This is a genomic window from Microbacterium sp. 10L49, from assembly GCF_056395125.1.
This window is the reverse complement of the sequence record NZ_JBFTIW010000001.1, coordinates 43,732-56,453: the sequence shown is the minus strand read 5'-3', so window position 1 is coordinate 56,453 and position 12,722 is coordinate 43,732. Positions and strand designations below refer to the sequence as shown.

Below are 12,722 nucleotides of genomic sequence, written 5' to 3'. Positions count from 1 at the left end.
TCACGACGCGAGCCGCTCCCGGCGCACAGGCTTCCAGCCCGGGCGGGGCACCGCGGCGCGCAGGGCCCTGGTGTACGGCTGCACAGGATCGGCGAGGATCTCGGCGGTGACGCCCTGATCGACCACGACGCCCTGCTCCATCACGATCATGCGGTCCGAGATCTGGTTGACCACGGCGAGGTCGTGCGAGATGAACAGGTAGCTGATCCTGCGCTCGGCCTTGATGTCGGCGAGCAGGTTCAGGATCTGCGCTTGGATCGACACGTCCAGGGCTGCCACCGCCTCGTCGAGCACGATCACGCCGGGATCCGCGGCGAGCGCCCGCGCGATCGCGACGCGCTGCCGCTGCCCGCCGGAGAGCTGGTGCGGGAACTTCGCCCAGAACCCCTCCCCGAGCCCGACGCTCTCCAGGATCGTCTGCGCGGCGCTGCGCGGCGTCGCGGTCTTCGCCGTCCCGTGCAGCGCCACCGACGAGGAGATGATGTCGACGATCCGCTGCCGACCGTTGAGCGACGAGTACGGATCCTGGAACACGTACTGCACCTCGCGCGCCCAGCGTCTCCGGTCGGCGAGGTGACGCACGCCCTTGGCGCGCGACTCGCCGCGCACGGTGAGCTCGCCGCCGGTGACGGACTCCAGCCCCACGAGCATCCTGGCCACGGTGGTCTTGCCCGAGCCGGACTCGCCAACGATCGCGAGGCACTCGTCGGGCCGCAGGTCGAACGAGACGTCGTCGACAGCGACGATCGGCTCACCCCTCCCACCGCGCGGGGCCGGGAAGACCTTGCGGAGGTTCTTCGCGACGATGATCGGTTCTGCGCCGGCGCTCATGCGAAGGCCTTCCGCTGCTCGTGGATCTCTCGGTTGTAGGTGAGGACGGGAAGCCGCGCGACCCGCTCGTCGATGCTCGGACGCGCGCCCAGCAGCTCGATCGTGTACGGATGCTGCGGATCCTCGTACACGTGCGGCCCCTGCTCCACGATCTCACCGGCGTACATCACCGCCAGCCGATCGCAGCAGGCTGCCGCGAGCTCCAGATCGTGCGTGATGAACAGCAGAGCGAGCCCGCGCGCCTTGCGCTGCTCATCCAGGATGGCCATCACATCCGACTGGGCCGTGACATCCAGCGCCGTCGTCGGCTCATCCGCGAGGATGAGCCGCGGCTCGGCCAGTAGCACGCTCGCGATCATCACGCGCTGCAGCAGGCCGCCGGAGAGCTCGTGCGGATACTGCCGCAGGCGCGCTTCGGCATTGCGCACGCCGACCTCGTCGAGCAGCGCCACCGCTCGACGTTCGGCATCTCTTCGATCCACGCCCCTGTCCCGCACGAGCACCTCGGTGAGGAAGTCCCCCACCGTGTGGACCGGGTTCACATGTGCGCGCGGATCCTGGAAGATCATCCCGACGTCGGTCTGCCGATAGCGGCGGAGAGCGGCGGCGGACATGCCCAGCACGGAGGCGCCCGCGAACTCGATCGTCCCGGACACCCGGAACGCCGGATCCAGCATGCGCGTGATCGCCCGCGTGGTGAGTGATTTGCCGGATCCGGACTCCCCGACCAGCCCCAGGGCCTCGCCCTCGCCGATCTCGAACGAGACCCCGTTGAGCAGCGTCTGCTCGCTGCGACGCAGGCGCAGGGTGGCCTTGACGTCCTCGAGCCGGAGAAGCGGTTGCGCCATCACATGCTCCTTGCGTTGGTGACGAGGCGGTCGCCGATGACGGTGACGCACCAGACGATGAGGACGATGAGAGCGCCCGCTGCGATCGCTTCGCCCGGGTACCCGCGCAGTGTCGAATCGAACCCGCTCTTGACCATCAGGCCGAGGTCCGCGGTGGGAGGCTGCACACCGAGTCCGAGGAAGGACACGGCGGCGAGGTCGATCACCGCGAAGCCGAGCGACGAGACCGCCTGTGCGATCACGATCGGCTGCACGTTGCGCAGGATCTGCGTCGTGGTGATCCCGAATCCCGAGTGCCCCTGCAGCCACGCCGCTGACACGTACGGGAGGTTGCGCTCGCGCAGCGCCGCGCCGCGCACCACGCGGGCCGCGTACGGCACATAGGCGATGGCGAGGCCGCACACGACGGTGAACAGGCTCGGCCCCCAGATCGCCACGGCGATGAGACCGAACACGATCCCAGGCACGGCGAACAGGATGTCCAGCACCCACACGATCACCGCATCGACACGACCGCCGCACCACGCCGCCACGAGCGCCAGCACCGTGCCGACGATCGTGGAGAGCAGGATCACGAGTCCGGGGCCAGCGAGGGTCACCTGCGCGCCGAACATCAGCCGGGACAGGATGTCGCGGCCGAGGGCGTCGGCGCCGAGCAGATGACCGGCGCTCGGGCCCGCGAGCGCGGCGAGCAGGTCGGGCGCGTTCGGATCCGCCGGCGCCACCCAGGGGGCGAACACGGCGGCGAGCACGATGATCGTGAGCAGCACCACCGCGATCGAGCCGATGACGCCGAGGCGATCCCACACGCGACGCAGCAGGCTGTCCCCCCGACGCACCGAGGCGTCCTTCGCCACCGCGATGGCGGTCGTCGTTCCGGCGCTCATCGCTTGCTCCCCAGGGTGATGCGCGGATCGATGAACGTGTACAGCACATCCACGATCGCGTTGACGACGACGAAGGCCACGACCAGCACCAGAACGACCGCCTGAACTACGGCGAAGTCACGCTGCAGGATCGCCTTGACCAGCAGCGATCCCAGGCCGTCCAGGGCGAACACGTTCTCCACCACCACGGCGCCCGCGATGAGCGTCGCGATCGTGAGGCCGAGCACGGTCGTGATCGGGATCAGCGCGTTGCGCAGCACGTGGCGGCGGACGATCAGTCCCTGCGAGAGCCCCCGGACGGTCGCGGTCTGCACGTGCTCACGTCCGCTCTCCTCGTTGACCGCGGCCCGCGTAATGCGGGCCAGGTAGGCGGCGCTGGCCACGCTCAGGGCGATGGCAGGCAGGATCAGGTGCCAGAGCGTGTCGAACCCGCCGGATCCCACACCGAAGGTGGGGAACCACCCGAGGCCGACCGCGAACAGGCTGATCAGCGCGACGCCGACCACGAACACGGGCGTGGACAGGCCGATGGCGGACAGGGTCGAGACGACCTGGTCCACCCACCCGCCGCGCAGGGCGGCGACGGTGCCGGCCAGGATGCCCACGACCGCGATGATGACCGCGGCGAGGGCGACGAGCGCCGTCGTCGTGCCCGCACGCGAGGCCAGCAGATCCGACACGGGCTGGCGGTACACGATCGAGCGGCCCAGATCGCCGTGCAGCACATCGCCCAGCCAGGCGATGTAGCGCACGACGAAGGGGTCGTTCAGGTGGTACTGCGCCGTGGCGGCGGCGATCTGCGCAGCGCTGCCGCCGCGCGGACCGAGGATGAAGGCGAGGGGGCTGCCCGGGGCCAGGTACAGCAACCCGAACACGAGGAACGAGGTCACCAGGAGTACCAGGAGCAGCCCCCCGATGCGCCTCAGCAGGAAGGACGAGAAGGACATGGGACTACTTCGTCCCGCCGATCGCGACCGCCCACGGTGAGTACAGGTAGGCGAAGGACGGCACGGCGCCGGAGATCCGCTTGTTCTGGATCATCGTGGTCGGCTCGTACGCGAGCGGGATCCAGGGCAGACCCTGGGTGACCTTCTCCTGGATGTCGACGACGAGCTTGGCCCGCTCGGCGTCGTCCGTGGTCTGCAGAGCCTTGGCGATCTGGTCGTCGGCGCCGTTCCACTGGATGTAGTCGTGGGAGTTGGTCGACTCGAAGAAGCTGTACACCCCGAGCGGATCCGCGAAGTCGCCGTAGTTCGTCGTGAAGAAGCCGTCCAGGCCCTTGCGCGCGGTGGGGTCGAAGTAGAGGTTGCCGAACTGCTCGACCGGGATCACCTTCGTCTGCACGTTCAGACCGATCGCCTGTCCCGCGGCCTGGATGACGCTGGCGGTCTGCTCGTGCACGGCGGAGCTGCCCTGCACCGCGAGGACGATCGGCGTCTTCGGCGAGCCGGCCTCCTCGACCAGCTTCTTCGCCTTCTCCAGATCAGGCTTCACGTCGAACTTCTTGTACGCGGCGGAGAACTCGTCCTTGCCGTAGCCCCACATGTCGGGGCCGGCGATCGTCGGCGCCGGGATGCCCGCGCCCTGGAAGACGACCTTCGTGAGTGCGCTGCGATCGATCGCGAGCGACAGCGCCTGACGGATCTTCTCGTCCCCCATCGCGCCGTCCTTGTTGATCGCCGCGAGTGTCCAGAACACGAAGGACTTGCCGAACGTGGTGGTCACCCTGTCGCTCTTCTGCAGCTGAGACAGACCGGCCGGCGGCAGGTAGAAGAACTGGCCGTCCACATCGCCGGTGCGCAGGGCGTTGATGGCGGTGGACTCGTCGGCGATGAAGCTGAACGAGATCTCCTTCACCTTCGGCTTCACCGAGGCATCCCAATACGCGTCATTGCGCTCCAGCGTCAGGCTCTTGCCGGAGTTCCAAGCGCCGACCTTGAACGGCCCGGTGCACTGCAGGTTGCCCTTCGGCGTGCCGAACGCCTGTCCGTCGGCTTCGACGGCGGCCTTCTCCACGATGGCGCCGGCGGCGGAGCTCATCGCCTGCCCGAACAGCACGTCGGGCTGGGAGAGCTTGACGGTGACCTGGAGCGGACCGGTGACGGTCGCCGATGCGACGTTGTGGAAGTAGTCGGACCAGTAGCTCTTGGCGTCGGGGCCGATCTGGCGCTGCAGCGAGTAGGCCACGTCCTCCGCCGTCAGCGGGTTGCCATCCCAGAACGTCACGCCATCGCGGATCGTGTACACCAGCGTGGTGTCGTCAGGAGTCTCGACCTTGCTGGCCAGGCCCGGCTCGATGGAAAGATCCGGCTTGATCCGCATCAGACTCTCGCACAGGTTCGCGGTGACGGTGTTCTCCGCATAGTTCCAGGTGAAGATCGGATCGATCGAGGAGGGTTCGTACGGGAGGTTCCACTTCAACTGGTCCACCGGTTCGGTGCCGGCGGGCGTGGTGGTGGCGAGCTTGGTGAGATCGAGCGAGAGCTCGGACGGGCCGGACGTCTGCCCCTTGGGGGTGCCGGTGCAGCCGGCCAGAGCCAGAGCGGCGACCGCCACAACGGCGGCGGCGCCGAGTGCTGTCTTGCGAAGGACCACGAGAAACTCCTGTGTTTTCGGGTTGAGGTGAGGTGTTGCGGATGTGAGGGGGATGCGTCAGAGCACCCGGCCGTGCCGGATGACACGGAGGGGTGCAGGTCGGTCGACCACGAGCTGGGCGATGGTCGGGGCGTCGAATTCGAGGCGGGTGGCGCTCGTGGCGTCCGCGTCGAGGGTCAGGTCTGCGATGCCGAGCATCCGGCCGCCCTCTGTCGAGGCGATCCGGTAACAGCGCTCGAGGTCGGCGTCGGTGATGGCTCCGGTCCGGTAGCCGAGCAGATGAGCGCGATCCACCATGCTTCCGGTGCCGTACGGGCTCCAGCTGTCGCGCACGCCATCCGACCCCGCGGCGAGCTGCACGCCGTGGGACTCGAACAGGTCCAGGTCGGGTACCGGATCCGGACCGAGCGCGCAGGTGGTGATCCAGAGGCGGGCATCGGCGATCTCGTCCAGTGTGGCGCGCAGCGAGGGGAGCGACCCGTCGCACAGGGCGAAGGCGTGACTGACCGTGACGCGGCCCTGCATGCCCGCGGCGCGGGTGCGGGCGGCGATCTCGCGGATCTGCGCCAGACCCTCCTCTCCCCCGTCGTGCAGGTGGATGTCGAGGTCCCGCCCGGACCGCGCGGAGAGCCCGAATACAGCGTCCAGGTGGCCCGCGACATCGCCGTCGCGGCCGAGCGGGTCGATGCCCCCGACGATGTCCGCTCCCGCATCCAGCGACGCCGCCATGAGGTCGAGCGCGCCCGGATCGGTGAGCAGGCCGAACTGCGGGAAGCAGACGATCTGCACGGTGAGATCCGGACCGATCCGCTCGGCCGCCGCTCGCACGCCCTCGACGTGGGCGAGGCCTACGGCGGTGCCGACATCGACATGGGCACGCATCGCCAGGGTGCCGTTGCGCAGCGCGTGGGACATCAGCGCGTGGGCGCGGTCCTCGACGCTCTTGCCGTACTCCGAGAGGGCGAGGATGTTGTTGCGTATCAGCTCGTCGAGCGTCGCGGCCGGCCGTCGTGTCATCCACCGGTCGCCCCAGGATGTCTTGTCCGGATGGATGTGCGCGTCGACCAGACCTGCCGCGACGAGCGGACTGCGCTCGGGACCAGCTGCCATCGTGCTCCTGCTCCTCGTCCGGCGTCTTCGCCGGCTTGGATGATCGGGGGTCATCATGTGGATATTCATCAGGTTATCTGACGTCTGACAACCATACGGCCAACATGGCCCACAATGGAACCGTGGAACCGATCCAACGCCGTTCACTGGTCGACACCGTCGTCGAGCGCCTCCAGACCGAGATCGCTGCCGGCACCTGGGGAATCGGCCAGCGCATCCCCAGCGAGGCCGAGCTCGTCGCCCAGTTCGGCGTCAGTCGCCCCTCCGTCCGCGAGGGCGTGCGCGCTCTTGCGCAGCTCGGCCTCCTCGAGAGCCGACAGGGCGACGGCACCTATGTCATCGCCCGCGATCCCACGGAGGTGGCGCTGCGTCGCACCCTCCGCGACGCCGACGCCCTGGAGGTCATGCGCGTACGCCGTGCCCTCGACGTGCTGGCGGCCCGGGAGGCGGCGCAGAATCGGACCGCCGCCGATCTCACGGTCATCGAGACCGAACTCGTCGCGAGGAATGCGGCTGCCCGCCGAGACGACCAGGACGTGTTCATCGAGCACGATGTCGCGTTCCATCTCGCCATCGCCGTGGCCGCGCACAACGACCTGCTCGCCGGGATCTACGCGAGCTTCGACTCCTCGTTGCTCAACGCGGTCACCGCGAACGCGCCAGGATCCATGGCGATCGTGGCGACGAGCGCCGACCGGCACGAGGCGCTGTTCCACGCGATCCGCAACCAGGATCCGGATGCCGCGCAGGCGGCGGCGCTGGGCGTCGTGGATCAGTCGGAGAAGCTCCTGGACGCCTGACCCCGCCTCAGCGGCATCGGCATACCGCGTGCGGAGTACGCGCATTTCATCCCGTGAGACGATGCGGTTCCCCCGGCGATCGGCGAGGCTGAACGCGGCGGATCCGCCACCGAGTCCTGGAGCGCGAATGACGAGTCCTGCCCCCACGATCCCCGCACCATCGGCGCCGGTGCTCTCCGTGCGCGACGTGCACAAGTCCTACGGCCGAGGGAGCGGTCGTTTCGACGCGCTGAAGGGGGTGAGCCTGGACATCGCGGCCGGCGAGAGCATCGCGATCATCGGCAAGAGCGGATCGGGCAAGTCGACGCTCATGCACCTGATGGCGCTGATGGATGAACCGAGTTCGGGGGCCATCGCGCTGAGCGGCCAGGACACGGCGATGTTGAGGGGGGCGGCGCTGAACCGGATCCGCAACAAGACCTTCGGGTTCGTCTTCCAGCAGTTCTTCCTGACCCCGAATCAGAGCGTTCTCGAGAACGTCGTACTGCCGCTGAAGATCGCCGGCATCGGTGCGGGCGAGCGGAAGCGCCGCGGCATGGCCGCGCTGGCGCAGCTCGATCTCGCCGACAAGGCCAGGAACAAGGCGGTGAACCTCTCCGGCGGTCAGAAGCAGCGCACCGTCATCGCCCGTGCGCTGGTCAACGACCCGCGCATCATCTTCGCCGACGAGCCCACGGGCAACCTCGACTCGGTGACCGGAGGTGTCGTCGAGGACATCCTGTTCGCCCTGAACCGAGACCACGGGATCACGCTGGTGATCGTCACCCACGACGAGGACCTCGCCGCGAGGTGCGACCGGCGCGTGCACATCAAAGACGGGCTGATCGAGGAGATGGCGGCATGAAGACCCTCGACCTCATCGGCACCGCGGTCTCGAGCACCTTCCGCTCGAAGACGCGCACCACGCTCACGATCCTCGCGATCTTCGTGGGCGCGTTCACTCTGACCATCACCAACGGCCTCGGCACCGGCATCAACAAGTACATCGACGACACCGTCTCCGGCTTCGGTGCGAGCGACGTGCTGACGGTCACCAAGAAGGTCGACGCCAGCACCGCACCGGGCAGCACGGCCCCGAGGGAGTACGACCCGAACACGGCGACGACGGGTGGCGGGAGGGGTGGCGTCAGCACCGTCGCCGTGCTGACGCAGAGTGACCTGGACGCACTCGCGAGCGTGAAGGGCGTGACCGCGGTGAAGCCGGTCCGCGCGGTCTCGGTCGACTACGTGCAGTTCGGTGACGGCAAGAAGTACGTGATCAGCGCCGGCGGCCTCGTCGCCGGGCAGACCGTGAAGCTCGCAGCCGGTTCTGCGCCGAGTGATTCGAGCAACGATCTGCAGCTCGCGCTGCCCACCGACTTCGTCACTCCGCTCGGCTTCTCGAGCGCCGCCGACGCCGTCGGCAAAACCGTCACGCTCGCGGTGACCGATGCGACCCGCACTCAGCACACGATCGAGGCGACGGTCTCCGGCGTCTCCGAATCCACCTTCACCCTGACCGGCGGCGCCGCGAGCATGCTGCCGAACGATGCCCTGACCGGCGCACTCTACGAAGCCCAGCAGACGGGTGTCCACGCGGATCAGCAGAACAGGTACACGCAGGCCCGCGCCTGGTTCGAGGCCTCCTCCTCCCCCGCCCAGGTGAAATCCCTGCAGGATCGCCTGACCGCGGCGGGCTTCAGCTCGACGACGGTCGCGCAGCAGCTCGGCACCTTCAAGGCGGTGATCGACGGGATCGTGCTGGTCCTGAACGCCTTCGCGATCATCGCGCTGCTCGCCGCGAGCTTCGGCATCATCAACACCCTCTACATGTCGGTGCAGGAACGGACCCGCGAGATCGGTCTGATGAAGGCGATGGGCATGGGATCCGGGCGCGTGTTCGGGCTCTTCAGCCTGGAGGCGACGTTCATCGGGTTCCTCGGCAGCGCCCTCGGCGTGCTCGGCGGCATGCTGGTCGGCAGCGTCGTGAGCCGGATCCTGGGGCGCACGCTGCTGTCCGATCTGTCCGGACTGCAGCTCGTCGCATTCGACGCGAGGTCCATCGTGTCGGTGATCCTGCTGGTCATGGTGATCGCCTTCCTCGCCGGCACCCTCCCCGCGGCACGGGCCGCGCGCCAGGATCCCGTCGAGTCGCTCCGCTACGAGTAGCCGGGGCACCGGCCGGTCCGGAGGCGCCGGCGCCGTGAGAACACCTCGCCGCGCGCGGTACGGTGAACTCGTCGAGCATCGACGTCGCATGAGAGGAACAGAATGCGCCCCTACCTGGACAAGGCGATCCCCGATGCGTGGAAGGCCGCGTCCGAGTACTCGGACGCCGTCGCGAGAGCGACGGCAGCGCACGGGCTCAGCACCGCCGAAGCCGAGTTCATCAAGGTGCGCGCGTCGCAGATCAACGCGTGCGCGTTCTGCCTCGACCTGCACGCACGGGAGGCGCGCGGCGCCGGCATCACCCAGCAGAAGCTCGACGTGCTGCCCGCCTGGCGCGAATCCGACCTCTTCACCGAGCGGGAGAAGGCCATGCTGGCGATCGCCGAGGCCGCGACCCGGATGCCGCTCGGCGAGGAGGCGGAGGCCGATCTCGCCGCCGCCCGCGGGCTGTTGGGCGATGACGTCTTCGCGGCCGCGGAATGGGTCGCGCTGACCATCAACATGTTCAATCGGCTCTCCATCCTCAGCGAGCACCCGGTGCGCCCGCGCGACGCCGAAGGCAACCTCATCCGCTGATCCGCACCCGGAGGTGGGACATGATCCAGGGAATCGACACACGGCGGCCGCCATCAGGCCCGGGCTGCGTGGAATGCGAGCGCGACGGAGGGTGGTGGTTCCACCTGCGTCGTTGCGTGCAGTGCGGGCACGTGGGCTGCTGCGATGACTCCCTCGGCCAGCACGCCACCGCGCATGCGACCGGGACGGGCCACCGCTTCATCCAGAGCTACGAGCCCGGCGAGGACTGGTTCTGGGACTATCGCACGTCGCAGATGGTCGACGGTCCCGAGCTCGCCCCGCCGCGGAGCCACCCCGAGGACCAGTCCGCACCGGGCCCGGCCGAGCGCGTCCCCGCGGACTGGCAGGATCAGCTCCTTCGCGCGCGGGCCGAACGCGACGGTCGTTCCGGCTGAGCCGGACCGGATCCTTCGGACAGACCGGATCCTCGCCACGGCCGCACTCGCTCAGACGACTTCGGGCCCGCCGGAGCGATCCGACGGGCCCGAAGAGTGGGGTGGCACTTACTGCGCGACGGCCTCGTTCCGACGCGGCAGCACCCAGCCGGCGCGCGGGAAGTGGCACGTGTAGCCGTCGGGGTACCGCACCAGATAGTCCTGGTGCTCGGGCTCGGCCTCCCAGAACGGGCCCTCGGGCTCGATCGTCGTCACGGCCTTGGCCGGCCACAGACCGGAGGCGTCGACGTCGGCGATCGTGTCACGGGCGACCTGCTCCTGCTCAGGGCTGAGCGGGAAGATCGCCGATCGGTAGCTCGTGCCGATGTCGTTGCCCTGGCGGTTCAGGGTCGACGGATCGTGGATCTGGAAGAAGAACGCGAGGATGTCGCGGTACGTGGTCTTCGACGGGTCGAAGACGATCTCGACCGCCTCGGCATGCCCCGGGTGGTTCCGGTAGGTGGCGTGCTCGTTGCCGCCGCCGGTGTAGCCGACGCGCGTGCCGAGCACTCCGGGCTGGCGGCGGATGAGGTCTTCCATGCCCCAGAAGCAGCCACCGGCGAGCACGGCGGTCTCGGCGCCCGGGACGCGGGCGATGGATCCGGTATCGGCAGGTCCGCTGGTCATGATGCGTTCTCCTCTGGTGTCTGCGGGGTGGTCTCGAACAGTCCACGGTACGCGCCGTAGCCCTGCTCCTCGAGCTCGGCGGCGGGGACGAACCGGAGAGATGCTGAGTTCATGCAGTATCTCAGCCCGCCCGCATCGCGCGGGCCGTCATCGAACACATGGCCGAGATGGCTGCCGGCTCCGGCCGAGATCGCCTCGGTGCGCACCATGCCGACGGTGCGGTCGGTCTTGGTGGTGACGGCGTCCGCATCGATCGGCCGGGTGAAGCTCGGCCAGCCCGTCCCGCTGTCGAACTTGTCCGTCGACGAGAACAGCGGCTGTCCCGAGACGACGTCGACGTAGATGCCGGGATCATGGTTGTTCCAGTAGGCGTTGCGGAACGGCGGCTCGGTGCCGCCCTCCTGCGTCACCGCGTACTGGTGCGCGGTGAGCGCGTTCAGCGCCTCATCGGTCCTGCGGTAGTCGGTGGGATTCATCGTGATGCTCCTCCTCTGGCGCCGCTGGCTGCGGCGTCATAAGGAAGAACCACGATCGCGGCGGTTTTGGTCCCGCGAAGCTATGCGGCTGCTGTGAGTTCGGGTCCGCGGTTCAGTCGCTCGCGCCGACCGCGTCCCTCGCGGGGCGCCGGCCGGCGAGCAGCACAGCGAATCCGGCCACCACACACACGGCGGTCAACGCGACGAAGGAGAGCGTGAACGAGGCTCCCGCGGCAAGAGCGCCGATCGCGAGCGCGCCGACGCCGGTGCCGGCGTCGAACGCGACGTTCCATGCGGTGCTGGCGATCCCTCTCGCATGCTCTCCAGCGAGTTCGAACGCCCGCACCAGGGTCACGTTCTGCATGATGCCGAACGACGTGCCCACGAGGACCGCGCCGACGACGAGCACGATCGGGCCGGCGAGCCCGACGACGCCGGAGATCGCAGCCGAGATGGCGGCGAGCCCCAGCGCCGCGATCGCGAGTCCCGGAAGGATGAAGCGATCTGCGCCGTACCGGTCGGCGAGCCCCCCGACGAACCAGCGCGCGAACGTCGCGGCCGCGGTGTAGAGGAACAGGGACACCACGATGAGCACCGCATCGGGCACGAACTGCGGCGTGAACGTGGTGATCGCCCCGCCCGCACAGGTGACGGCGGTCAACGCGAGGATGGGCGGTACGAGCCGCACCAGTGCGCGACGGTCCTCGCTCCGGATCTCGTGCGGCGCCCGGCTCGGTCGTTCTGCGTCCTGTATGTCGGCCGTTGCAACAGCCCGTGCATGCTTCGCGATCGCGGCGCCGGCGGCGATCGCGAACGGGATCCCCACGAGCGGCAGCGCCGCGACGGCCAAGGCGGCCGGCAGGCCCGCCTCGTCCGCGATCCAGGGTGCGACCGGGGTGAGCACGAGCTGGGCGCCGGCGACCGCGAGCCCGTAGGCGCCGATCGCCCGCCCGCGTCGCTCGGGCGGGAACAGCGTGCCGACCGCAGAGGATCCGCTCACCGTGACGATGCCGAACCCGATCCCGCGCACGGCGGCGAGGACGAGGACCTGCCCCGGCGTCGTCGCGACGATCTCGCCGAGCGCCGGCAGTCCGAGCAGCAGACACGCGAGCGCGAGACTGATCCGCCACCCGATCCACGACCGCATCCGCTCCACAACGAGCTGGGTGAGAATCGTGGCCGCCATGAGCACCGCGTTGACGAGTCCCGCGAGGAACTCGTCCCCTCCGAGCGCGACCATGTGCAGGGGCGCGACCGGCAGCATCACCGCGAATCCCGCGAAGGCGAACGTCGTCATCGCCAGAAGTGCGGGCATGCCGGGCTCGCGCCACGGCGGGCCCGCGGGATTCGCGATCCGCACCGCGTCACCCTGATCCTGAGCGCTCATCAC

The 12,722-nt window shown here is 69.0% G+C and carries 14 protein-coding genes; 5 read left to right on the top strand and 9 right to left on the bottom strand.

Annotated features, from left to right (window positions below):
• The 6 genes from AC1DCT_RS00295 to AC1DCT_RS00270 are packed head-to-tail and all read right to left on the bottom strand — an operon-like array spanning position 1 to position 6,271.
• Positions 1 to 831, bottom strand: coding sequence for an ATP-binding cassette domain-containing protein (locus tag AC1DCT_RS00295; protein WP_477426910.1), 831 nt, complete (start codon positions 829 to 831; stop codon positions 1 to 3).
• Complete coding sequence (locus AC1DCT_RS00290; RefSeq protein WP_477426908.1) at positions 828 to 1,679, bottom strand: ABC transporter ATP-binding protein; 852 nt, start codon at positions 1,677 to 1,679, stop codon at positions 828 to 830. Before AC1DCT_RS00290 ends, AC1DCT_RS00295 begins: the two co-directional genes overlap by 4 nt.
• Positions 1,679 to 2,566: an ABC transporter permease gene (locus AC1DCT_RS00285; RefSeq protein ID WP_477426906.1), complete on the bottom strand. Its 888-nt coding sequence runs from the start codon at positions 2,564 to 2,566 to the stop codon at positions 1,679 to 1,681. The genes AC1DCT_RS00290 and AC1DCT_RS00285 overlap by 1 nt, the downstream gene beginning before the upstream one ends.
• Positions 2,563 to 3,513 carry an ABC transporter permease gene (locus AC1DCT_RS00280; protein ID WP_477426904.1) on the bottom strand — a complete coding sequence of 317 codons (951 nt, stop codon included), beginning with the start codon at positions 3,511 to 3,513 and terminating at the stop codon, positions 2,563 to 2,565. The genes AC1DCT_RS00285 and AC1DCT_RS00280 overlap by 4 nt, the downstream gene beginning before the upstream one ends.
• A gap of 4 nt (positions 3,514 to 3,517) precedes the next feature.
• Positions 3,518 to 5,161 (bottom strand): ABC transporter substrate-binding protein, encoded by a 1,644-nt coding sequence (locus AC1DCT_RS00275; RefSeq protein WP_477426902.1) that lies wholly within the window; start codon positions 5,159 to 5,161, stop codon positions 3,518 to 3,520.
• 57 nt (positions 5,162 to 5,218) lie between these two features.
• A complete protein-coding gene (locus AC1DCT_RS00270) occupies positions 5,219 to 6,271 on the bottom strand; it encodes an amidohydrolase family protein (protein WP_477426900.1) in 1,053 nt (350 codons plus the stop codon).
• A gap of 122 nt (positions 6,272 to 6,393) precedes the next feature.
• Between AC1DCT_RS00270 and AC1DCT_RS00265 the strand changes: the two genes are divergently transcribed.
• From AC1DCT_RS00265 to AC1DCT_RS00245, 5 genes are all read left to right on the top strand, one after another.
• A complete protein-coding gene (locus AC1DCT_RS00265; protein ID WP_477426899.1) occupies positions 6,394 to 7,071 on the top strand; it encodes a FadR/GntR family transcriptional regulator in 678 nt (225 codons plus the stop codon).
• Between the two features lie 127 nt (positions 7,072 to 7,198).
• Positions 7,199 to 7,915 carry an ABC transporter ATP-binding protein gene (locus AC1DCT_RS00260; protein ID WP_477426898.1) on the top strand — a complete coding sequence of 239 codons (717 nt, stop codon included), beginning with the start codon at positions 7,199 to 7,201 and terminating at the stop codon, positions 7,913 to 7,915.
• The gene (locus AC1DCT_RS00255; protein WP_477426896.1) at positions 7,912 to 9,219 is read left to right on the top strand and encodes an ABC transporter permease; all 1,308 of its coding nucleotides are present in this window, start codon (positions 7,912 to 7,914) and stop codon (positions 9,217 to 9,219) included. The genes AC1DCT_RS00260 and AC1DCT_RS00255 overlap by 4 nt, the downstream gene beginning before the upstream one ends.
• 102 nt (positions 9,220 to 9,321) lie before the next feature.
• Positions 9,322 to 9,795 carry a carboxymuconolactone decarboxylase family protein gene (locus AC1DCT_RS00250; RefSeq protein WP_440731391.1) on the top strand — a complete coding sequence of 158 codons (474 nt, stop codon included), beginning with the start codon at positions 9,322 to 9,324 and terminating at the stop codon, positions 9,793 to 9,795.
• A gap of 20 nt (positions 9,796 to 9,815) precedes the next feature.
• Entirely contained in the window at positions 9,816 to 10,190 is a 375-nt protein-coding gene (locus tag AC1DCT_RS00245) for a UBP-type zinc finger domain-containing protein (RefSeq protein ID WP_440731390.1), read from the top strand.
• A gap of 108 nt (positions 10,191 to 10,298) precedes the next feature.
• Here the strand turns inward: AC1DCT_RS00245 and msrA are convergent, their stop codons facing one another.
• The 3 genes from msrA to AC1DCT_RS00230 form a co-directional block, all read right to left on the bottom strand.
• A complete protein-coding gene (msrA, locus tag AC1DCT_RS00240; protein ID WP_477426894.1) occupies positions 10,299 to 10,856 on the bottom strand; it encodes a peptide-methionine (S)-S-oxide reductase MsrA in 558 nt (185 codons plus the stop codon).
• Positions 10,853 to 11,332 carry a peptide-methionine (R)-S-oxide reductase MsrB gene (msrB, locus tag AC1DCT_RS00235; protein ID WP_477426892.1) on the bottom strand — a complete coding sequence of 160 codons (480 nt, stop codon included), beginning with the start codon at positions 11,330 to 11,332 and terminating at the stop codon, positions 10,853 to 10,855. The genes msrA and msrB overlap by 4 nt, the downstream gene beginning before the upstream one ends.
• Positions 11,333 to 11,444: 112 nt before the next feature.
• Positions 11,445 to 12,719: an MFS transporter gene (locus AC1DCT_RS00230; RefSeq protein ID WP_477426891.1), complete on the bottom strand. Its 1,275-nt coding sequence runs from the start codon at positions 12,717 to 12,719 to the stop codon at positions 11,445 to 11,447.
• Between the last annotated feature and the right edge of the window lie 3 nt (positions 12,720 to 12,722).

What these genes read in the sequence shown, in the direction of transcription:
- AC1DCT_RS00295 (WP_477426910.1), bottom strand. Translation starts at nt 831, where the DNA reads ATGAGCGCCGGCGCAGAACCGATCATCGTCGCGAAGAACCTCCGCAAG.
- AC1DCT_RS00290 (WP_477426908.1), bottom strand. Translation starts at nt 1,679, where the DNA reads ATGGCGCAACCGCTTCTCCGGCTCGAGGACGTCAAGGCCACCCTGCGC.
- AC1DCT_RS00285 (WP_477426906.1), bottom strand. Translation starts at nt 2,566, where the DNA reads ATGAGCGCCGGAACGACGACCGCCATCGCGGTGGCGAAGGACGCCTCG.
- AC1DCT_RS00280 (WP_477426904.1), bottom strand. Translation starts at nt 3,513, where the DNA reads ATGTCCTTCTCGTCCTTCCTGCTGAGGCGCATCGGGGGGCTGCTCCTG.
- AC1DCT_RS00270 (WP_477426900.1), bottom strand. Translation starts at nt 6,271, where the DNA reads ATGGCAGCTGGTCCCGAGCGCAGTCCGCTCGTCGCGGCAGGTCTGGTC.
- AC1DCT_RS00260 (WP_477426898.1), top strand. Translation starts at nt 7,199, where the DNA reads ATGACGAGTCCTGCCCCCACGATCCCCGCACCATCGGCGCCGGTGCTC.
- AC1DCT_RS00255 (WP_477426896.1), top strand. Translation starts at nt 7,912, where the DNA reads ATGAAGACCCTCGACCTCATCGGCACCGCGGTCTCGAGCACCTTCCGC.
- AC1DCT_RS00250 (WP_440731391.1), top strand. Translation starts at nt 9,322, where the DNA reads ATGCGCCCCTACCTGGACAAGGCGATCCCCGATGCGTGGAAGGCCGCG.
- AC1DCT_RS00245 (WP_440731390.1), top strand. Translation starts at nt 9,816, where the DNA reads ATGATCCAGGGAATCGACACACGGCGGCCGCCATCAGGCCCGGGCTGC.
- msrA (WP_477426894.1), bottom strand. Translation starts at nt 10,856, where the DNA reads ATGACCAGCGGACCTGCCGATACCGGATCCATCGCCCGCGTCCCGGGC.
- msrB (WP_477426892.1), bottom strand. Translation starts at nt 11,332, where the DNA reads ATGAATCCCACCGACTACCGCAGGACCGATGAGGCGCTGAACGCGCTC.
- AC1DCT_RS00230 (WP_477426891.1), bottom strand. Translation starts at nt 12,719, where the DNA reads ATGAGCGCTCAGGATCAGGGTGACGCGGTGCGGATCGCGAATCCCGCG.